The 18,636-nt window shown below is 68.8% G+C and carries 19 protein-coding genes; 4 read left to right on the forward strand and 15 right to left on the reverse strand.

The features are described 5' to 3' along the window. Positions 1 to 11 precede the first annotated feature (11 nt). Genes RHCRD62_RS07465 through RHCRD62_RS07500 form a run of 8 tightly spaced genes read right to left on the reverse strand, consistent with a single transcriptional unit; the run spans position 12 to position 7,935 of the window. Entirely contained in the window at positions 12 to 785 is a 774-nt protein-coding gene (locus RHCRD62_RS07465) for an SDR family oxidoreductase (RefSeq protein ID WP_050064063.1), read from the reverse strand. Between the two features lie 2 nt (positions 786 to 787). Continuing rightward, positions 788 to 1,585 (reverse strand): MaoC/PaaZ C-terminal domain-containing protein, encoded by a 798-nt coding sequence (locus tag RHCRD62_RS07470; protein ID WP_050064064.1) that lies wholly within the window; start codon positions 1,583 to 1,585, stop codon positions 788 to 790. Continuing rightward, entirely contained in the window at positions 1,585 to 2,763 is a 1,179-nt protein-coding gene (locus RHCRD62_RS07475; protein WP_050064065.1) for a lipid-transfer protein, read from the reverse strand. The genes RHCRD62_RS07470 and RHCRD62_RS07475 overlap by 1 nt, the downstream gene beginning before the upstream one ends. Beyond that, the gene (locus tag RHCRD62_RS07480; RefSeq protein WP_050064066.1) at positions 2,763 to 3,206 is read right to left on the reverse strand and encodes a MaoC family dehydratase; all 444 of its coding nucleotides are present in this window, start codon (positions 3,204 to 3,206) and stop codon (positions 2,763 to 2,765) included. Before RHCRD62_RS07480 ends, RHCRD62_RS07475 begins: the two co-directional genes overlap by 1 nt. Continuing rightward, a complete protein-coding gene (locus tag RHCRD62_RS07485; protein WP_050064067.1) occupies positions 3,203 to 4,312 on the reverse strand; it encodes an acyl-CoA dehydrogenase family protein in 1,110 nt (369 codons plus the stop codon). The genes RHCRD62_RS07480 and RHCRD62_RS07485 overlap by 4 nt, the downstream gene beginning before the upstream one ends. After that, positions 4,312 to 5,250 carry a bifunctional MaoC family dehydratase N-terminal/OB-fold nucleic acid binding domain-containing protein gene (locus tag RHCRD62_RS07490; protein ID WP_050064068.1) on the reverse strand — a complete coding sequence of 313 codons (939 nt, stop codon included), beginning with the start codon at positions 5,248 to 5,250 and terminating at the stop codon, positions 4,312 to 4,314. The genes RHCRD62_RS07485 and RHCRD62_RS07490 overlap by 1 nt, the downstream gene beginning before the upstream one ends. Next, positions 5,247 to 6,413, reverse strand: coding sequence for an acyl-CoA dehydrogenase family protein (locus tag RHCRD62_RS07495; protein ID WP_050064069.1), 1,167 nt, complete (start codon positions 6,411 to 6,413; stop codon positions 5,247 to 5,249). The genes RHCRD62_RS07490 and RHCRD62_RS07495 overlap by 4 nt, the downstream gene beginning before the upstream one ends. Before the next feature lie 40 nt (positions 6,414 to 6,453). Then, positions 6,454 to 7,935: an MFS transporter gene (locus RHCRD62_RS07500; RefSeq protein ID WP_050064070.1), complete on the reverse strand. Its 1,482-nt coding sequence runs from the start codon at positions 7,933 to 7,935 to the stop codon at positions 6,454 to 6,456. A 129-nt stretch (positions 7,936 to 8,064) separates the two neighbouring features. On the opposite strand from RHCRD62_RS07500, the gene RHCRD62_RS07505 reads away from it, so the two are divergent. Next, positions 8,065 to 8,496 carry an SgcJ/EcaC family oxidoreductase gene (locus RHCRD62_RS07505; RefSeq protein ID WP_050064071.1) on the forward strand — a complete coding sequence of 144 codons (432 nt, stop codon included), beginning with the start codon at positions 8,065 to 8,067 and terminating at the stop codon, positions 8,494 to 8,496. A gap of 73 nt (positions 8,497 to 8,569) precedes the next feature. On the opposite strand, the gene RHCRD62_RS07510 is transcribed toward RHCRD62_RS07505, so the two are convergent. Next, positions 8,570 to 8,893 (reverse strand): AzlD domain-containing protein, encoded by a 324-nt coding sequence (locus RHCRD62_RS07510; RefSeq protein ID WP_050064072.1) that lies wholly within the window; start codon positions 8,891 to 8,893, stop codon positions 8,570 to 8,572. Continuing rightward, positions 8,890 to 9,582 carry an AzlC family ABC transporter permease gene (locus RHCRD62_RS07515; protein ID WP_050064073.1) on the reverse strand — a complete coding sequence of 231 codons (693 nt, stop codon included), beginning with the start codon at positions 9,580 to 9,582 and terminating at the stop codon, positions 8,890 to 8,892. The genes RHCRD62_RS07510 and RHCRD62_RS07515 overlap by 4 nt, the downstream gene beginning before the upstream one ends. 66 nt (positions 9,583 to 9,648) lie before the next feature. On the opposite strand from RHCRD62_RS07515, the gene RHCRD62_RS07520 reads away from it, so the two are divergent. After that, positions 9,649 to 10,212, forward strand: a complete 564-nt coding sequence (locus RHCRD62_RS07520) for a helix-turn-helix domain-containing protein (protein WP_050064074.1) — start codon at positions 9,649 to 9,651, stop codon at positions 10,210 to 10,212. Positions 10,213 to 10,248: 36 nt separating this feature from the next. Then, positions 10,249 to 10,671 carry a DnaJ family domain-containing protein gene (locus RHCRD62_RS07525; protein ID WP_050064075.1) on the forward strand — a complete coding sequence of 141 codons (423 nt, stop codon included), beginning with the start codon at positions 10,249 to 10,251 and terminating at the stop codon, positions 10,669 to 10,671. A gap of 79 nt (positions 10,672 to 10,750) precedes the next feature. Here the strand turns inward: RHCRD62_RS07525 and RHCRD62_RS07530 are convergent, their stop codons facing one another. The 5 genes from RHCRD62_RS07530 to RHCRD62_RS07550 form a co-directional block, all read right to left on the reverse strand. Further along, entirely contained in the window at positions 10,751 to 11,899 is a 1,149-nt protein-coding gene (locus tag RHCRD62_RS07530; protein ID WP_050064076.1) for an acyl-CoA dehydrogenase family protein, read from the reverse strand. Further along, positions 11,899 to 13,125, reverse strand: coding sequence for an acyl-CoA dehydrogenase family protein (locus tag RHCRD62_RS07535; RefSeq protein ID WP_050064077.1), 1,227 nt, complete (start codon positions 13,123 to 13,125; stop codon positions 11,899 to 11,901). Before RHCRD62_RS07535 ends, RHCRD62_RS07530 begins: the two co-directional genes overlap by 1 nt. Positions 13,126 to 13,271: 146 nt before the next feature. Beyond that, positions 13,272 to 14,168 carry an LLM class F420-dependent oxidoreductase gene (locus RHCRD62_RS07540; RefSeq protein ID WP_050064078.1) on the reverse strand — a complete coding sequence of 299 codons (897 nt, stop codon included), beginning with the start codon at positions 14,166 to 14,168 and terminating at the stop codon, positions 13,272 to 13,274. Positions 14,169 to 14,204: 36 nt separating this feature from the next. Next, positions 14,205 to 15,038 (reverse strand): SDR family NAD(P)-dependent oxidoreductase, encoded by an 834-nt coding sequence (locus tag RHCRD62_RS07545; protein ID WP_050064519.1) that lies wholly within the window; start codon positions 15,036 to 15,038, stop codon positions 14,205 to 14,207. A gap of 22 nt (positions 15,039 to 15,060) precedes the next feature. Beyond that, positions 15,061 to 16,731, reverse strand: a complete 1,671-nt coding sequence (locus RHCRD62_RS07550) for a steroid-22-oyl-CoA synthetase (protein WP_050064079.1) — start codon at positions 16,729 to 16,731, stop codon at positions 15,061 to 15,063. A gap of 244 nt (positions 16,732 to 16,975) precedes the next feature. Between RHCRD62_RS07550 and RHCRD62_RS07555 the strand changes: the two genes are divergently transcribed. Further along, positions 16,976 to 18,634: a steroid-24-oyl-CoA synthetase gene (locus RHCRD62_RS07555; RefSeq protein WP_050064080.1), complete on the forward strand. Its 1,659-nt coding sequence runs from the start codon at positions 16,976 to 16,978 to the stop codon at positions 18,632 to 18,634. Positions 18,635 to 18,636 lie beyond the last annotated feature (2 nt).

Here is an 18,636-nt window from a genome sequence, read left to right on the forward strand (position 1 = left end):
TCGTGCTCCGATCAGATTTCGGGGTGGGTGGCCAGGTAGCGGGCCGGGTATTCGCCGCCACCGTGAACGGCGATGTCGGCGCCGTTGACGTACGCCGACAGCGGTCCCGCGAGGAACAGGCAGGCACCGGCGATGTCCGACGGCACCGCCATCCGGCCGATCGGCAGGGTGCGGGTGACCGCGGCGCCGCCGTCCTCGCCGTACACCGACGCTGCGGCCTCGGTGCGGATCAGCCCGGTGGTGATGTGGTTGACGCGGACCTTCGGCGCCCACTCCAGCGCGAGGGCCTTCGTCAGCATCAGCAGGCCCGCCTTGGCCGCGGAGTACGCGGCGGTGCCGGGTTGCGGGTCGTGCGCCGACACCGAACCGATGTTGACTATCGCGCCGCCGGTGTCCTGCTGTTGCATCACCGCATTCACGGCCTGCGCAACGTAGAAGGGCGCCAACAGGTTCAGAGCGACGATCTTGTCGACGAACCGGGGTGAAACCGTCGCGGCGTCCGCGTCGGGCGAGCCGCCCGCGTTGTTGACGAGAACGTCCAGGCGACCCATCCGTGCGTGTGCGGCATCGACCATCGCCTTCACCGCGTCGGCGTCACGGACGTCGACGGGGACGAAACATGCTCGGCGTCCACCGCTCTCGATCTCACTGTCGGGCGCACTGCGAGCACAGACGGTGACGTCGGCTCCGGCCGCGAGGAACGTCTCGGCGACGACGCGACCGATACCCTTGGTGCCACCGGTGATCAACACCGACTTACCCGTGAAGTCTGCCGGATTGTCCATCCCTACGCCTCGAAACGGGCGTGGGCGCCGGTGATCGCGCCGCCGACCTCGAAATCGACGCCGCGGTCCCCGAGCCAGCCGCGGATCGGCTGCGTGTCTCCCGGAAACATCGGGGCGGCAAAGCGTCCCGACAGCTGTACCAGGTCCGCGGGGTGTGAGCCCAGTTCGCGGGCCAGCGGCAGCGTGCTCGCCGCCAGGGTGCACAGTCCGTGCATGATCGGGCGGGGCTGCCCGATCACCGCGGCCGCGACCGGGTCGATGTGGATGTGGTGCATGTCGCCGAGCAACCGGTAGAGCGCCGTCTGGTTCCCGGCGGTCACCAGGTCCGTGGTCACGGTGGGATCGCCGGACGGCCCTGCGGGCTTCGACGGCCCCCTCTCGCCGCCGAATCCTCCGTAGCCGGGCGCGAACAGCGACCACGTTGCGACGAAGTAGTCGCTCTCGACGACCACCTCGAACACGGCGGCGGCTCCCTTGTCCCACACCTCACCGACACGGGCCGACAACGCGATCTCACCGGAGCGCGGAAGCGGGGCGAGCACCGTCAACTCCTGCGAGCCGTGCAGCGCGGTCTTGGTGTCGAACGCGCCGCGGGAGCCCAGTTCGTCGGGCGCCCACTGCGCGAGTGTCAGCGCGAACGTCGGCAGCACCCGCAGCCGGTCCTCCATCACGAGGTCCAGGTCGGTGGCCTTCGCGCCCACGGCGAGCGCGTAGAGGATCGCGTCGCGTTCGGTGTAGCTCACGGTCCGGGTGCCCAGGTCGGTGCCCCGCCAGCTTCCCGCATTCAGAGTCGTTGTCATCAGGCTGCTCCCAGGATCAGACCGCTCGTGGGAACCGCGGTTCCCGCCGTGACGATCACATTCTCGACGTTGTCGGGTTGGTTGGTGGACGTGCCGCGGACCAGTCGGACACCTTCGGCGATCCCGTTGACGCCGTGCAGGTACGCCTCGCCCACCTGACCGCCGTGGGTGTTGCTCGGCAACCGGCCGCCGATCTCCAGGTTGCCCGCGCGGATGAAGTCCTTGGCCTCACCGGGGCCACAGAAGCCGAGCTCCTCGAGCTGCGGGAGCACCAGCGGGGTGAAGTGGTCGTAGAGGATCGCAGCATCGATGTCGTCCGGCGTCAGGCCGGCCTGCGCGTACAGCTGGCGTCCGACGAGGCCCATCTCCGGGATGCCGGTGATGTCGGGGCGGTAGTAGCTCGCCATCATGTGCTGGTCCTTGCCACTGCCCTGCGCGGCGCCCTTGACGATCGCGGGTGTGTGGCGCAGGTCCTTGGCGCGTTCGGCCGAGACGACGACGAGGGCCTGACCGCCGTCGGTCTCCTGGCAGCAGTCGAGCAGGTGCAGCGGTTCGGCGATCCACCGGGAGTTCTGATGGTCCTCCAGCGTGATCGGTTTCCCGTGGAACCATGCTGCGGGGTTGTTGGCGGCGTGCTTGCGGGCGACCACCGCGACCCGTCCGAAATCCTCACTCGTCGCACCGTATTGGTGCATGTAGCGTCGAGCGAACATCGCGACCCACTGAGCGGGAGTCGAGAGGCCCTGCGGGGTGAGCCAGGCGTACGCCGCCCGATCGGCGGTGCTGTCCATTGGGCGGTCGTGCTGCCCCAGGCCGAAACGCATGCCGGAGCGTTCGTTGAACGCGCGGTACACGACGACGACCTCGGCGACGCCGGTTGCGACGGCCATCGCCGCCTGCTGCACCGACGCGCACGCGGCGCCGCCGCCGTAGCCGATGCGGGAGAAGAACTTGAGCTCCCCCAGCCCACAGTTGCGGGCGACGAGGATCTCGCCGTTCGTCTCCATCGTGAAGGTGGTCAGGCCGTCGACCTCGGACGGGTCGATGCCTGCGTCGGCGAGGGCCGCGGTGACGGCCTCGCACGCGAGCTGTAGCTCGGTGCGACCGGAGTTCTTGGAGAACTCGGTGGCACCGATACCGACGATCGCGGCGGCACCGGAGAGCGGACTGACGGCCATCAGGCGTCCTTCCCTTCGCTGGCGGGGTACGACACGGTGACGGTTCCGGACAGGTGATTGCCGAGGCTGTTCGCACCCACGACCTTCACCTCGACCTGGCCGTTGTCCTTCGCGACCACCTCGCCGGTCATCGTCATCGTGTCGCCCGGATAGTTCGGGGCACCGAGGCGGATCTTCACGCGGCGCACCGTCGCATACGGTCCCGCCCAGTCGGTCACGAATCGTCCAGCCAGCCCGTTGCTGGTGAGGATGTTCATGAACACGTCCTTCGAACCGCGCTCGCGCGCGAGATCGGGGTCGTGGTGCACGTCCTGGAAGTCGCGGGTGGCGATGGCCGTCGCGACGATCAGCGTGCGCGTCAGCGGAATCGCCAACTCGGGAAGCACGTCACCGACCGCGATGTCGTCGTAGCCGCGGCCGGTCCGATCGATCGTGGCGGTCATCCGGCGACCTCGACCCCGGCGGCGAGCTGGGCGCCGAGACGCGCCAGATCCGATGCCGACCCGCCGAGGGTTGCACCGATCTGCTTGCCCCACAACAAGTGCCGGTGCACCGGGTAGTCGGTGTCGACACCCATGCCGCCGTGCAGGTGGGTGGTGCGGTGTACGACCCGCTGACCGCCGTCGGTGGCCCACCACTTCGCCACGAGGACGGAGGTTCCGGGGTCCGCGCCGTCCGCGAGATTCTGCGTGGCCTGCCACAGGGTGACGCTCATCGCCTGGAGGTCGATGTAGCAGTCGGCGAGCTGATGTCCGACCGCCTGGAACGTCGCGAGCGGACGCCCGAACTGGTGCCTGCCGTTGAGGTAGGTGACGGCCTGCTCGACGGCGCCGGAACCCACTCCGATCTGGATAGCGGCGAGCGCCAGCTCGACGCGATCGACCAGCCACCGCGCGGTGGTGCCGTCGGCCGGTCCGAGAAGTTCGGCGGGCGCGGACTCGAAGGTGACGTTCCCGCAGATCGCCCAGTCGGTGGACTGGGTCTGCTCGATCGAAACGCCTTCGGCGGCAAGGTCGATGACGAACAGCGCCGCACCGGTGTCGGTGGCGGCCGAGACGATCGCGCGATGCGCGACGTGGGTGATGGGGACGACGGCCTTCGCTCCCGTGAGCGTCCACCGGCCGTCGGTCTCGGTCGCCGTGGTCCGCGGTGCGTCGGTGTAGGGACCGAACTCCTCGAGCCCGACCGTCAGGAACTCGCTGCCGTCGGCGACACCGGGAACCAGCGCGGCGCGCTGGGCGTCGGTGCCGAACTCGGCGACCGCGAGTGCGGCCACCGTCGACGGCCAGATCGGCACCGGCGCAACGTGCCTGCCCTGCTGTTCGAGCAGCACGTACAGCTCGGCCAGTCCGAGACCACCGCCGCCGAGAGCCTCGGGCAGCGCGATCCCGAGCAAGCCCGTGGTGGCGAGTTCACGCCACAGGTCGCGGTCGATCCGATCGTCGCTCCGCTCGACCTCCTTGACCCGGTCGATTCCCGCCTTGCTGGTGAACACCTCGCCTGCGAGGGTGCGAACCGCTTCCTGCTCTTCGCTGAAGGTGAAGTCCATCAGTACTCCTCACGTGCGGCCGGCCGGAACGCGGGCAGCGTCAGATCCGGGTCGGCGTCGATCCAGTCCAGTTCCACCGGCATGCCGATCTCGACCTCGTCCGGCGCAATGCCGGTCATGTTCGCGATCAGGCGGGTGCCCTCCTCGAGTTCGATCGTCGCGACGACGAGCGGGTACTCGAATCCGGGGATCTGCGGGTGGTGGTTGACGACGAAGCTGTAGACGGTGCCGCGGCCCGAGGCGTCGACGGTGTCCCACTCCAGCGACCGGCATGTCCCGCACATCGGTCCGGTGGGGTGACGCAGCGTGCCGCAGGCCGTGCAACGCTGGATCACCAGACGATGCTCCTTCGCGGCCTCGAACCAGAACGCGTTGTCCGCGTTGAGGGCCGGGCGCGGACGCAGCCCCTTCGGCTTGTCTGCCGCCTTCGGTGTGAAACGCAGTGTGCGCCAGCGCTGCGTCGCGACAACGTCTCCGTCGCCGTTGCAGTACGTCTTCAGCGTCGTGACGAAGTGCCCGACGCCGAGTCCGGTGGTCTTCTCCTCGGAGATCGACTCGATCACCTCGGTGAGCGACACCCGGTCGCCGGGACGGAGTTCGGCGAAGAACTCGAAGTCCGAGTCGGTCGCGACGACCGAGGTGAATCCGGCGGTGTCGAGGGTGCCGATCAGGTCGGTCCACACCTGCGACGGGTCGTTGTTCGCCATCTTGTCGGTGAAGGTGCGCATCGTCCACACCTGTGTCATGAGTGCGGGCGCGACGGCGCCGGCACGACCGGTGGCGCGGGCCGCGTCGTCGTCCAGGTGGATGGGGTTGGTGTCCCCCATCGTCTCCACCCAGTGCCGGATCATCGGCGTGTTGACCTCGTCGGGCCCCCACGTCTCCGGCGTCAGGGTCTTGCCCTCGAATGCCTTGAGGGTGGTGAGGAAGTCGCTCACTTGACCCTCTTCTCCCGGACCAGACCGAGGCCCATCGTCGCGACCATGTCGCGCAGCACCTCGTTGACACCGCCGCCGAAGGTGTTGACCATGCCCTGCCGCGAGATCTGCTCGATCTGACCGGCCAGCAGGGCACCAGGCGACTCGGGACGGATACGTCCGGCGGCGCCGAGGATGCCGAGCAGCGACCGATACACGTCGATGTGGGTCTCGGTGCCGTACGCCTTGGTGGCGCCCGCGTCGGCCCCGGACAGGGTGTCGGCGGCGACGGCGGCCGTCATCTTCCAGTTCAGCAGGCGCATGGCCTCGAGCTTGGCGTGGGTCCGCGCGAATTCCTGCTGCACCCAGGGAATCTCGATGGCGCCGTTCTCCTTGGCCCAGTCGAGGACCTGATGCCACAGACCGTAGGTGCGACCACCGATCGCGGCGAGCCCGATGCGTTCGTGGTTGAGCTGGGCGGCGATCAGCTGCCAACCGCCGTTGACGTCGCCGATGACGTTCTCGTCGGCGACGCGAATCCCGCTGTAGTACGTCGAGGTGACTGTCAGGCCGCCGACCGTGGGGATGGGTGACCACGAGAATCCCGCGTCGTCGGTCGGCACGACCATGATCGAGATGCCCTTGTGCTTCGGGGCGTCGGGGTCGGTGCGGCACGCGAGCCACACGTAGTCGGCGGTGTTCGCTCCGGAGGTGAAGATCTTGTTGCCGTCGATCACCCACTCGTCGCCGTCGCGGACGGCGCGGGTCTTGAGCGAGGCGAGGTCGGTACCGGCCTCCGGCTCGGTGTAGCCGATCGCGAAGACGATGTCACCGGACAGGATGCCGGGCAGGAAGCGGGCCTTCTGCTCCTCGGTGCCGTACTTCATGAGGGTGGGTCCGACGGTGTTGACCGTGACGAACGGGAACGGCAGTCCGGCGCGCTGCACCTCGTCGAAGAACACGAACTGTTCCTCGATGGACCGGCCCTGTCCGCCGTACTCCGTCGGCCAGCCGATGCCGAGCCAGCCGTCCGCGCCGAGCAGGCTGACGACCTCCCGGAAGTGCTCGCCACCGACGCCCTGCTCGCCCGCCGCGCGCCGCTTCTCCTCCGGCAGCAGGCCCGCGAAGTACGCGCGCAGTTCCCGTCGCAGCTCCAGCTGCGACGCCGACTCCCTCAACTCCATCGCACATCTCCCATTCCTGGCGTTCCCACCAGGTCGGACGTTACGGAGTGATGTCGACGCGGTCCTGGTCGGTCTCACTGAGCGGTAGATTCCCGGCCTCGGGGGCCCGGTCACGCGGAACGAACAGGCCGACGACCACGGCCACCAACGCCGAGGCCGAACCGATCCCGAACACCACCGCGTACGCCGTGTGGGTGGGGAACTCGACCCCCGCGACCGTCATCACCGACGCCGTCGTGACAGCTGCGACCACCGCGCTGCAGGTCGACGTGCCCAGCGACCGAGCGAGCGCGTTGAGGCTGTTCGCGGCCGCCGTCTCCGAGACCGGGACGGCCCGCATGATCATCGACGGGATCGCGCCGTAGGCGAGCGCGGCACCGATCGACGTCACCGTCGTCGCGACGATCACGATCGCCAACTCGTGGGGCGTGACGGCACGGGTGAAGTTGGAGACGACCAGGATCGTCGTCCCGATCAGGAAGGTGATCCGCGGCCCGCGACGGCGCGACAGGTGGGCGGTCACCGGGGAGAACGCGATCATCGCGAGACCACCTGGCAGCAGGGCGAGACCGCTGAGCGTCAACGACATGCCGTATCCGTAGCCGGTGTCTTCGGGAGCCTGGAAGATCTGGGCGCTCACCATGAACGACGTGAACATCGCGAACCCGACGAGGACCGAGGCGATGTTCGTCAGCAGCACCTGCCTGCGCGCGGACACCCGCAGATCCACGAGCGGCTGCCGTACGGCCTCCTTGCCCGGTGGCGCCAACCGCATCTCGTACACACCCCACGCGGCGAACAGCACGGCCGCCGCCGCGAACAGGCCGAGCACCGGGGGGCTGCCCCAGCCCCAGCCGTTCCCCTGCGTGATCGCGAGCAGCAGGCACACCAGGGCGGCCGACAGCCCGACCGCACCGACGAGGTCGAACTTGCCGCCGGACCGCACCGGCGACTCCGGCACCACCCACCAGATCGCCAGCATCCCCAGCAGTCCCACCACGGCGGCGCCACCGAAGAGCCAGTGCCAGCTGAAGTGTTCGGCGACCACACCGGTCAGCGGCAACCCGATTGCTCCGCCCGCACCCAACGTCGAACTCATCAACGCGATCCCGCCCGCGACCCGTTCCGCGGGCAACTCGTCACGCATGATGCTGATGCCGAGGGGCACCACCCCCATCGCGGCGCCCTGCAACGCCCGGGCGACGAGCACAATGGTGAAGGTGTCGAACACGGCCCCGAGCAGACTGCCTGCCGCCATGACGGCCAGCGCGACGAGCAGCAGTCGCCGCTTGCCGTACATGTCGCCGAGACGTCCGAGGACGGGAGCGCAGACCGCACCTGCGATGAGGTTCGCGGTTACCAGCCACGCCGCACCAGCGGGGCTGGTGTTCAGCAGTCGTGGGAACTCCGGGAGCAGCGGCATCACGATGGTCTGCATCAGCGACACCACGATGCCGCAGGACGCCAGGGCGACGACGACGAGCCGGGCGGACGCGCGTCCCCCGCGCACTGCTGTCGTCACTGGCACACTCCCTGCAACTATTTAGCTTCAGTAATCGAGACTATGACACGGAAGTTCTGGGGCGGGAACGATTTCCCGCTCACCGGATTCCGAGCCCCAGTCCCGTCGGCCATCCGCATAATCGTTCATATGAATGAACCGTCCGACCTCCCCGGACGGTACGCCGTCGCCGTCGACACCCGGGACGCGGACGGGGTGGCCGCGCTGTTCACCCCTGACGCCGAGTTCGTCCAGCCGCCGGCGCTGACCCGCGGTGCAGGCGAGGTCGTGACGGTCGGCGCGGCCGCCATCGCCGCCGCCGTCCTCGGCGCCACCGCACACCTGAAGGGCACGCACCACGCGGTGCACCAGGTGGTCGTCGACGTCGTGGAGGACGATGCGTCCGCAGTCGTGTACTGCCTCGCCCATCACCTGTACGTCGGCCGGGACGGCGCGGCGCGGGACAACGCCGTCGCGATCCGCTACCTGGACACCTACCGACGGGTGGACGGCCGCTGGCTGATCGCCCGCCGGGCGCTCGCCGTCGACTTCACCGAGGACCGCGCCGTCACCCTCCCCTGACTTCCAGGACCGTTCCCTGATGTCACATCAGCTCACTTGACGACCCCAAATGTGACATCAGGGAACGGCGGGGTCAGGGGACACCGAGCAGGCGCAGGACCGCGGCGGTCGCGGCGGCGGCAAGGATGACGACGACGAACGGCGCCTTCCGCCACGCCAGGACACCACCGACCAGGACACCCGCGGGGCGCGCGATACCCGCGACGCCGCCGTCCTCGGTGACCGCATTGGTCACCGCGACCGCGACGAGCAGCACCACCGCGCCGACGGCCAGCACGGATTCGAGCCGGTCCGGGACGACGCCCCGCGCACGCAGCGCCGGGCCCGCGAACCGGAACGCGAACGTGCCCGCGGCGAGGATCAGTACGGCCACCACCAGCGGCAGGGTCGCGGTCATGCGGGCACCGCCTCGGGATGGCCAGGCTTGATCCAAATCAACGCGACGAGTGCCGCGAGGGCGAGGAGTACGGGAACGCCGGTCGGCAGGAAGGGGGTCGCGGCGACGGCGATCGCGGCCCCGAGCATGGCCACCTTCGCGGTCGCGCGGTCCCGGAGAGCGGGAAGCACGAGCGCGATCAGCACGGCCGGGAACATGGCGTCGAGCCCGAAGGCGTCGATGTCGTCGATGAGGCTGCCCGCCGTCGCGCCGATCAGGGCACCGAGCGGCCAGCAGACGCCGATCCCGATTCCGCTCAGCCAGAACACGGCCCGCCTGCGACGCGGATCGGCCTGACCGAGGGCGAAGACAGTGCTCTCGTCGTTGAGGAGGTGGGCGCCGAGTCCCCGGCGCCAGCCGCGGCCCGCGGCGTCGCCGACGGCGAGGCCGAACGGGAGGTGTCTGGCATTGACGATCAGCCCACCCGCCAGGGCGGCGAGGAGGCTGCCGCCCGCCGCGACGATGCCGACGAAGAGAAACTCAGACGCGCCTGCGAGGACGACCACGGACATCAGCACCGGCACCCAGGGCGCGAAGCCGAGTCCGACGGCGATCGCGCCGTACGAGATCCCGACGAGTCCGTCCGCGAGGGACACCAGTGCGATGTCCCGGCGGAGACCACCATCGATTGTTCGCCAGATCGAACGCATGATCTTTATAGTGAACGTTCTGCTATCGTTCGTCAAGGCGAACAAATGAGCCGATATAGTGAACGGATGGCAGCGGACGGCAGCAAGGCACCCCTCGACGTCATCGCAGGCTCGCTGCGCCGCGAACGCGACCGTGCCGGACTGTCCCTGACCGAGGTCGCCCGACGCGCCGGCATCGCCAAGTCCACGTTGTCGCAGCTCGAAGCGGGCACCGGCAACCCGAGCGTCGAAACCCTGTGGGCGCTGAGCGTCGCACTCGACATCCAGTTCGCGCAGCTCGTGGACCCGCCGCGACCCCGCGTCCAGGTGATCCGCGCCGGGGAAGGCCCCGTGCTGTACTCCGAACGCACCGACTACCAGGTCACCCTCGTCGCGTCCTGCCCGCCCAATGCGCGCCGTGACATCTACCGCCTCGACGTCGAACCCGGACCCCCGCGCGAATCGGAGCCGCACCTGCCGGGTGTCGTCGAGCACGTCATCGTCAGCGCCGGCCGCGCCCTCGTCGGACTCCGCGAGGATCCGGTCGAACTCGGCCCCGGCGACTACATCGCCTACCCCGGCGACGTCGCGCACATCTTCCAAGCCCTCGAGCCCGGCACCCGCGCGGTACTGGTGTCCGAGCACACGTGAGGTTCGGACGGGATCGCGCGGGCGCACAATGGACGGATGACTGAGCGGAAACCGTGGGACGTCCCGTTCGAGTCGTGGGTCGAACGGCAGATCCGGCTCGCTCAGGAGCGCGGCGACTTCGACAACCTCGAAGGTGCAGGCAAGCCGCTGCCACATGTCGCCGACACCGACGAATTATGGTGGGTCAAGCGCAAACTCGCGGCCGAGGACCTGTCCACCGAGGCGCTGCTGCCGGCGTCACTGCAACTACGACGCGAGATCGAGCGACTCCCTGAGACCGTCGCCGACCTACCCGGCGAGCGAGACGTTCGCGACCACGTCGCGGACCTGAACCGTCGCATCGCCGACTACATCCGCGCGCCGAGCGCACCGATCGTTCCCGTCCACAGAGTGGACGCCGACGCGACCGTCGCCGCGTGGCGCGCCAGGCGTCTACCTCCACAAACACGAGTTCCCTGATGTCACATCGAGGTTCGTGAAGTGACCCAATGTGACATCAGGGAACCGGAAGCGGGTGGGCACACCCCGCCGGGGAGCGTTACCGGTTTGCGGTGAGCGCCGCGAACCGCGCGATGTGCAGGTCGGCGGAGCCGAACTCGTGCTCGATGACGGTGAGGCGCCGGAAGTAGTGGCCGATGGCCAGTTCCTCGGTCATGCCCATGCCGCCGTGCAACTGGACCGCGTTCTGTCCGACGAAGCGTGCGGCGCGCGCGATGGTCGCCTTGGCTGCGGAGACGGCGAGCGCGCGGTCAACAGGGTCGGCGTCGAGGTTGAGGATCGCCAGGTACACGGCGGCCACAGACTGCTCGACTTCCATGTACATGTCGACCATGCGGTGCTGGAGCACCTGGAAGGTGCCGATCGCCTGCCCGAACTGCTTGCGCTGCTTGGCGTATTCGACGGTGTCGGCGAGGACCTTGCGCATCAGGCCGACGGCCTCGGACGCGATTGCCGCGGTTGCCTCGTCGATGGCGTACTCGATCGACGGCAGCGCACCACCTTCGACTCCGAGGAGCGCATCGGCGGGCAGTCGCAGGTCGGTGAACGTGATGTCCGCGGCCTGACGGTCGTCGACGGTGCGGAAGCTGTGACTGTCCAGCCCGGACTGGCTGTGGGGGCCGAGGGGAACGACGAACAACGAGATGCCGTCGGCGTCGCGCTGATCGCCCGAGGTGCGGGCGGTGACCAGCAGGTGGCTCGCGAGCGGTGCACTGGTGACAACGATCTTGGTGCCGCTGAGCACCCACTCGTCGCCGTCGCGGCGGGCGGTGGTCGTCACGTCGGCGTAGTCGTCGCCGGAGGTGGCCTCGAGCGCGGCGAACGCGGTGATGGCGTTGCCTTCGACGATCTCGGCGATGATCTCGGCCGCGCGGTCGCCGCCTGCGCGCCGCAGCAGACCGGTGCCGATGACGACGGTGTCGACGAACGGCTCGACGACGAGTGCCTGGCCGAGCGCCTCGGTCACGATCATCAGTTCGACTGCGCCGCCACCGAGTCCGCCGTCCTCCTCCGGCAGGGTGGCGCCGAGGATGCCGAGTTCCTCGGCGAAGCTCCGCCAGATCTCGGGCTGCCAGCCGATGCCGGTTTTCGCGGCGGCACGGCTCTCCTCGAGGGTGTAGCGGGCGGCGAGGAACTTGGTCAGTCCGTCGCGGAGAAGTTCCTGTTCTTTGGTCAGGGAGAAGTCCATCAGAGCCCCAATGCTGCTTTGGCGAGAATGTTCCGCTGAATCTCATTGCTACCGGCGTAGATCGAGCCGGCTCGGTCGTTGAGGTACCGCAGCGGCGCGACGGCCTGCCACGGCTGCCCGCTGACGTAGCCGCCCTCGGGGACGACGAAGTCGGCGATCGGGCCGCCGGGCGCAGTGGCGTGCGGCTGGTACACCCGTCCGCGCGGACCGGCTGCCTCGAGTGCGATTTCGGTGATGCGCTGGCTGAGTTCGGTCGCGAGGACCTTGAGCATCGACGACGCGGCGCCGTTGACGTCGACACCGGCGGAGAGGGTGCGGAACTCGAGGATCTCGAGCACCTTCGTCCGGATGCGGGCTTCGGCGAGCTTCGCGGCGAAGGCCGGGTCCTCGATGAGAGGGCGGCCGTTCGGGCCGGGCTGTTGCGCGGCGGCGTCGGCGACGGACTCGGCCATGACCTGCAGTGCGGGTGCCGCCGCTCCGCCGCCACGCTCGAACAGCAGCAGGTACTTCGCGACGGTCCAGCCGTCGTCGATCTTGCCGATGACGTTGGACTTGGGAACGCGGACCTGGTCGAAGAAGACCTGGTTCTGCACCTCCTCGCCGGACGACATGACGAGCGGACGGATCTCGATGCCCGGGGTGGTCATGTCGATGAGCAGGAAGGTGATGCCCTGCTGCTTGCGGTCGGTGCGGGTAGTGCGCACCAGGCAGAACATCCAGTTCGCCTCGGTGGCGTGCGTGGTCCAGATCTTGCTGCCGGTACAGATGAGGTGGTCGCCGTCGTCGACGGCCGACATCGACAGCGACGCCAGGTCCGATCCGGCCTCCGGCTCGGAGTAGCCCTGGCAGAAGAACACGTCGCCGGTGAGGATGCCGGGCAGGAAGTAGTCCTTCTGCTCCCGGGTTCCGAAGGCCACGATCGCGTGCGCGACCATCCGAATGCCCATGGGCGACAGCGACGGAGCACCCGCGAGAACGGATTCCCGGCTGAAGATGTAGTGCTGGGTCAGGCTCCAGTCGCAGCCGCCGTGCTCGACCGGCCATGCAGGCGCGGCCCAGCCGCGCTCGTGCAGGATGCGCTGCCATTCCATGCTCGCTTCGTGATCCGAGTAGACACTCGTCATCAGTCGGCCGGACTGCCGCAGTTCGGGCGTCAGCTTCTCGTCGAGAAAGGCAACGACCTCATCACGGAACGCCGCGTCGTCCGCGGACCACGCCAAATCCATCTGCACTCCCTCGCTAACGTGTCGACCTTGTCGGCCGCAGCAGGAAGTTAATCTAGCTTCGCACGATTGGAGACGTCAATGACCCGATGGTCGCGCCGCGAGTGCGAAACAGATTCACCAGCTTGAACTGGGAAAAGGACTGTCGACTAGGCGACACCGACCGATCCGAGGCCCATACGTTGCGAACAGGAATTCATCTCGTCGAGCACCGCATCGAGGGTGGTGGCGTGCCGCGACGCCGACAGCAGGATCCGGTCGCAGCCCAGCGACTCCGCCCACTCCACCTTCGCCTCGTCCATCCGCGGCAGCGTCGCCCCGAGGACCAGCGCGACGTCGGACGGATCGCGCCCGGCGTCGGCCGCGGCGGCCCGCATCGTTCCGACGGCGGCGGTCAGGTCGTCCCCGCCGAGCCCGAGGGGTTGGAACCCGTCGCCGAGTCGTCCCGCACGCCGAGCCGCGGCCGCGCTGTGCCCGCCGATGTACAGCGGGACACCCGACGGCCGCGCCGGCTTCGGGTAGGAGAACGCCCGGGAGAAGGAGTAGAACTCTCCGGCGAAGTCGACGCCCTCGGACCCGCCCGCCCACAGTGCGCGCATCACGGCGATCGCCTCGTCCGTGGCCTTGCCGCGGCGGGTGAAGTCGCCGCCGCACGCCTCGATCTCCTCCCGCATCCAGCCCACACCCAGGCAGATCCGCGCGCGGCCTCCGGAGAGCCGATCCAACGTGGCGAGCCGTTTCGCCAGGACCACGGGGTTGTGGTTGGGCGCGACCAGGACTCCCGTGGCGAGCCCGAGACGGGTGGTGGCACCCGCGACGAACGAGAGGAGTTCCAGCGGGTCGGGCAGTGGGCAATCGTCCGGTAGGTGGGACTTTCCGGTCGGCGAATACGGGTACTCGCTGCCCGTGTCACCGATGACGACGGCGTGCTCGACGGCCGAGATCTCGTCGAAACCCAACGACTCTGCCGCACGAGCGAATTCGAGCACCCGCTCCGGGTCTCCCGCCATGCCCAGTTCGACCGGCATCACCACACCGAGCTTCACGCCACACACACCCTTTCCGTTGTTCCGCCGCGCGCATCACGCAGCAAAGGAATCCACCAGCTTCGGAGCCCAGACGACCTTGCCGAGGAACCGGTCGGCACCCGGATCGGTTGCCAGCCACACCGCGGCCTCGGCGGGAACCGCCGCGGGGACGACGTCGAACCCGGCGCCCACGATCGCATCGCTGCCACCTCGCGCCGCTCCCGACTCGGTGACCACGAATCCGGGACTGAGATTGAACGCCCGCACCCCGAGGTGGCGATACTCGGCGTTCACCGCGCCCGCGAGCCTGCCGAACGCTGCCTTCGACGCCGCGTAGGACAGTCCCCAGCCGCCCTGCCCCGGCGCGGCGGGCGGGTCCGTCGTCGCCGAACCTGACACCAGGTTGATCAGGACACCGGCTCCGCGACCGACCATCGCGGGCAGCACTCGCTGGATCAGCGCAAGCTGATGCAGATAGTTTCCGCGCATCATCGCGGTTGCGTCGTCGAGCTCGATGTCGAGCAGGCGGTCCATGTTCCCGGCGGTCTGCGCGTATGCGTTGTTGACGAGCACGTCCACACGGCCCCAGGTTTCGAGCACCCGGTTCGCCGCCGCCAGCACCGACGAGCCGTCGAGCAGGTCCATCGGCACGGCCAGCGCGTCGACTCCGAGTGCCCGCACCTCCGCGGCGGTGGTCTCCAGGCTTCCCGGCACCGGAATCAAGTCACCGTGCGTGCGCGGTGAGACCCGCCCCTCACCTTCCCGCACCGTGCGGGCCGTGAGGGCGATGTCGAATCCGTTGCGAGCGAAGGCGAGTGCCACTTCCCTGCCGATGCCGCGACTCGCACCGGTCACCAGCGCGACCGGTCGACCACTCGGCGCAGCCATCAGGCCATCGGGGATCGACGCGTCAGACACCGAGGAACCGCTGCCGGCCCGACGCCTCGAATTGCGCTTCCAGTTCACGCTTGTCATCGTCGGACATCTGGGCGTAGACCGGTTCACCTCTTCCCTGCCAGTGGAACACCGACTCGGAGCCACGCCACAACTGGGCCTGCAGCTCCCGCTTGAGCACCTTGTTCGACCCAGTCACCGGGAGGTTGGTCGACACCCGGACGAACCGCGGCGCCGACTTGGTGCCGAGATCGTCCTGCCCCGCGAGGAACGACGCGAACTCCTCCGGGTCGAAGTCCGTCGGATCCGACACCTCGATCGCGGCCATCACCTGGTCGCCGGACCGCGGGTCCGGGACCGCGTACACGCCTGTGGCGATCACCTTCGGGTGCCTGCGCAGGATCCGCTCGATCATCAGCGCCGACGTGTTCTCGCCGTCGACACGAATCCAGTCGCCCTTGCGTCCGGCGAAGTAGATGAAGCCCGCCTCGTCGACGTAGCCGAGGTCGCCGGTCCAGTACCAGCCGTGCTTGATGCGGTCGGCGACCGCCTGCTCGTTCTTGTAGTAGCCCTCGAATCGCTTGGCGCCGCCCCGGTCGATCATCTCGCCGATCGCCTCGTCCGGATTGAGGACGCGTCCGTGCTGGTCCAGCCGGGCCCGCTCGCACTCGACGAGGGTGTCGGGATTCACGACCGCGATCTCGTCGTGCGCGGGCCGGCCGAGGGCACCTTCCGGGGCATCGGGGTCGAGGCGGACCGACCCGGCGCCCTCCGAGGAGCCGTAGCCCTCGAACAGTTCGGCTCCGAACCGGCGTACGAACTCGACCCGGTCCTCCGGGGACGCCTCGGTGCCGAAACCGCGGACGAGGGTGTTGTCGATGTCGTCGGACCCCTCCGGCGTCGCCATCAGGTAGGACAGCGCCTTGCCGACGTAGGTGAAGAAGGTCGCACCGAAGTACCGGACGTCGGGGAGGAAGCCGGACGCCGAGAACTTCCGCGCGGCGGGCAGACACACCGTCGCGCCGTTGGCCAGCGCGGGCGCCCACAGTGCCATCAACGCGTTGCCGTGGAACAGCGGCATGCAGCAGTAGTCGACGTCGCCCGGGACGTGTCCGTACTTCGCGCTGTTCGCGTACGCGAGGCGCGCGAGCCGGCCCTGGCTGCACCGCACCGCCTTCGACGCCCCGGTGGTGCCGGAGGTGAACAGCAGCAGGAACAGAGAATCCTCGACGACCTCCGGGTCAGCGGCGGGCTCGACCCGGTGCGTGTCCACGACGTCGGCGTAGTCGGGGGCGTCGACGAGCACGAACCGGTCGTCGGACAGGCCGAGATCCAGATCCTTGAGCGTCGCCATGCCGTCCGAGTCGGTGACGATGAGCTGGCAGTCGACGTACCGGATCTCCGCCTCGAGTTCGGCGCCGCGACGAGTCGGGTTGATGCCGACGATCGTCGCGCCCGACAGTGCGGCGCCCCCGAGCCAGAACAGGAATTCGGGGACGTTCTCGAGCAGCACGCCGATGTGGAACGGCCCGTCGCGACGCAAGCTGCGTGCCAGTGCGCCGCGGGCGGCACTCTCACGGACCGTCTCGTCCCATGTCCAGTCCCGGTCCCGGGTTCGGGTGCCGGGTTCCTCGTCCCCGAGGCGGTCGAGCAGCATCTCGGCGATCGTCGCGCGTTCCACTTCCACTCCTTCGAGTCTTTCGCTGCGGCGCCCTCGACACACGCGAGTGCCACGGTAGATCCCGCCAGCGGACCGGTCGGGGCGTTTGCCCGAGTTCGCCCGGCGCCACCGAAACAGCGTTGTCCCGACGCTAACGAGGCCGTTTCGGGCCGATAAACCGAGTCCCGGTCAGTGGAAAACCCTTCCCCGCACCCCCTCCGCCGTGTGATCCTTCGTGCACTCCGAGGACGTGAGAAAGGCCACACCCCGTATGACCACCTCCACCGATCCGCAGGCGTACCTCGCCGCAGTCGTCTCCCGCTTGACCGGACCGGACGCCCCCTTCGAACTGGTCGAAGAGGAGGTGCGCGGGGCACCGATGCCGGTGATGCGGAGCCGCAACCACGCCGTTCACGAACTGTTGACGGCGTCCCGCGCCTTCGGTGACCGCGACTACCTCGTCGCCGAGGACCGGCGGATGTCCTTCGCCGAGCACGCCGACGCCGTCGCCGCGCTGGCGCGCGCACTGGCCGACGAGTACGGCATCGGCGCGGGCGACCGCGTCGGCATCCTCGCCGCCAACACCATCGAATGGGTCGTCGCGTTCTGGGCGACGCAGTCGCTCGGCGCGATCGCGGTCGGCCTCAATGGATGGTGGGTGCCACGCGAGATCGAGCACGGTGTCGGTCTGACCACTCCGACGGTGCTGATCGCCGACGCCAAGCGCGCCGCCGTCGTGGCCGAGACCGATGTCGACGTCCCCGTCCTGACGATGGAGGAGGATCTGCCGCGGCTGATCGAGGCGCATCGCGGTGCCGACCTGCCGACCGCCGAGGTCGACGAGGACGATCCGGCGGTCATCCTGTTCACCAGCGGAACCAGTGGAAAGCCCAAGGGTGCGCTGCACTCCCAGCGGAATCTGCTCGCGGTCGTGGACTACCACCGGTACAACGACGCCCTGCTCGACGCCTTCGCCGGGAAGGAATACGACCCGGCACGGCCCAGCGACCTGCGGTACCTGCTCACCTCACCGCTGTTCCACATCGCGAGCCTGCACAACCTCGTCGTGCCGCGCCTCGCCACCGGCAGCGCCGTGATCATGTACCAGGGCTCCTTCGACGCCGACCGCGTCCTCGCCCTCGTCGAGCGGGAGAAGGTCACCAACTGGGGCGCCGTCCCCACCATGGCGGCGCGGCTGATCGAGCACGGCAACGTCCGGAAGTACGACACCACGTCCCTGACCGCGTTCGCCCTGGCGTCGGCACCGTCGTCGGTGGCCTTCAAGGAACGTCTGCGCGAAGAGGTGCCGTTCGCGGCCAATTCCCTCACCGACAGCTACGGCCTCACCGAATGCAGCACCGGCGTCGCCGTGGCGACCCCAATGGATGTCCAGATGTTCCCGGGCACCCTGGGCCGGCCGATCTTCGGCGTCGCGCTGGAGATCCGCGATCCGCTGGGAGAACGGGTGCCGGACGGTGAGGAAGGCGAGGTGTGTGTTCGCAGCCCGTACGTGATGCTCGGCTACTGGGACAACCCGGAAGCCACCGCGTCCGCGATCAGGGACGGCTGGCTCCACACCGGCGACTTCGGCCGCATCGACGACGGTCGACTGCGGCTGACGGGTCGCCGCTCCGACCTGATCCTGCGCGGCGGCGAGAACGTCTACCCCACCGAGATCGAACAGTGCCTCGACGAGCATCCCGACGTCGTCGAGTGCGCGGTCGTCGGTGAAGCACACGAGGACCTGGGCCAGGAGGTCGCAGCGATCATCGTCGTCCGTGCGGGTGCCACGGTGTCGGAGGAAGAGCTGAGGCAGTTCGCCGCCGATCAGCTCTCGTACTTCAAGGTGCCGACGCGGTGGCGGTTGACTACGGAACCGTTGCCGCGCAACGCAACCGGAAAGGTATCGCGTGGACAGGTCAAGCTCTGACC

The sequence above is a fragment of the Rhodococcus sp. RD6.2 genome (assembly GCF_001040705.1).
Classification (GTDB): Bacteria; Actinomycetota; Actinomycetes; order Mycobacteriales; family Mycobacteriaceae; genus Rhodococcus_G.

Bases quoted from the DNA above. Each gene is read 5' to 3' on its own strand.
- RHCRD62_RS07470 (WP_050064064.1), bottom strand. From the start codon at position 1,585: ATGACAACGACTCTGAATGCGGGAAGCTGGCGGGGCACCGACCTGGGC.
- RHCRD62_RS07525 (WP_050064075.1), top strand. From the start codon at position 10,249: ATGACTGAGCGGAAACCGTGGGACGTCCCGTTCGAGTCGTGGGTCGAA.
- RHCRD62_RS07465 (WP_050064063.1), bottom strand. From the start codon at position 785: ATGGACAATCCGGCAGACTTCACGGGTAAGTCGGTGTTGATCACCGGT.
- RHCRD62_RS07535 (WP_050064077.1), bottom strand. From the start codon at position 13,125: ATGGATTTGGCGTGGTCCGCGGACGACGCGGCGTTCCGTGATGAGGTC.
- RHCRD62_RS07480 (WP_050064066.1), bottom strand. From the start codon at position 3,206: ATGACCGCCACGATCGATCGGACCGGCCGCGGCTACGACGACATCGCG.
- RHCRD62_RS07510 (WP_050064072.1), bottom strand. From the start codon at position 8,893: ATGACCGCGACCCTGCCGCTGGTGGTGGCCGTACTGATCCTCGCCGCG.
- RHCRD62_RS07545 (WP_050064519.1), bottom strand. From the start codon at position 15,038: ATGGCTGCGCCGAGTGGTCGACCGGTCGCGCTGGTGACCGGTGCGAGT.
- RHCRD62_RS07475 (WP_050064065.1), bottom strand. From the start codon at position 2,763: ATGGCCGTCAGTCCGCTCTCCGGTGCCGCCGCGATCGTCGGTATCGGT.
- RHCRD62_RS07505 (WP_050064071.1), top strand. From the start codon at position 8,065: ATGAATGAACCGTCCGACCTCCCCGGACGGTACGCCGTCGCCGTCGAC.
- RHCRD62_RS07515 (WP_050064073.1), bottom strand. From the start codon at position 9,582: ATGCGTTCGATCTGGCGAACAATCGATGGTGGTCTCCGCCGGGACATC.
- RHCRD62_RS07485 (WP_050064067.1), bottom strand. From the start codon at position 4,312: ATGGACTTCACCTTCAGCGAAGAGCAGGAAGCGGTTCGCACCCTCGCA.
- RHCRD62_RS07530 (WP_050064076.1), bottom strand. From the start codon at position 11,899: ATGGACTTCTCCCTGACCAAAGAACAGGAACTTCTCCGCGACGGACTG.
- RHCRD62_RS07520 (WP_050064074.1), top strand. From the start codon at position 9,649: ATGGCAGCGGACGGCAGCAAGGCACCCCTCGACGTCATCGCAGGCTCG.
- RHCRD62_RS07495 (WP_050064069.1), bottom strand. From the start codon at position 6,413: ATGGAGTTGAGGGAGTCGGCGTCGCAGCTGGAGCTGCGACGGGAACTG.
- RHCRD62_RS07555 (WP_050064080.1), top strand. From the start codon at position 16,976: ATGACCACCTCCACCGATCCGCAGGCGTACCTCGCCGCAGTCGTCTCC.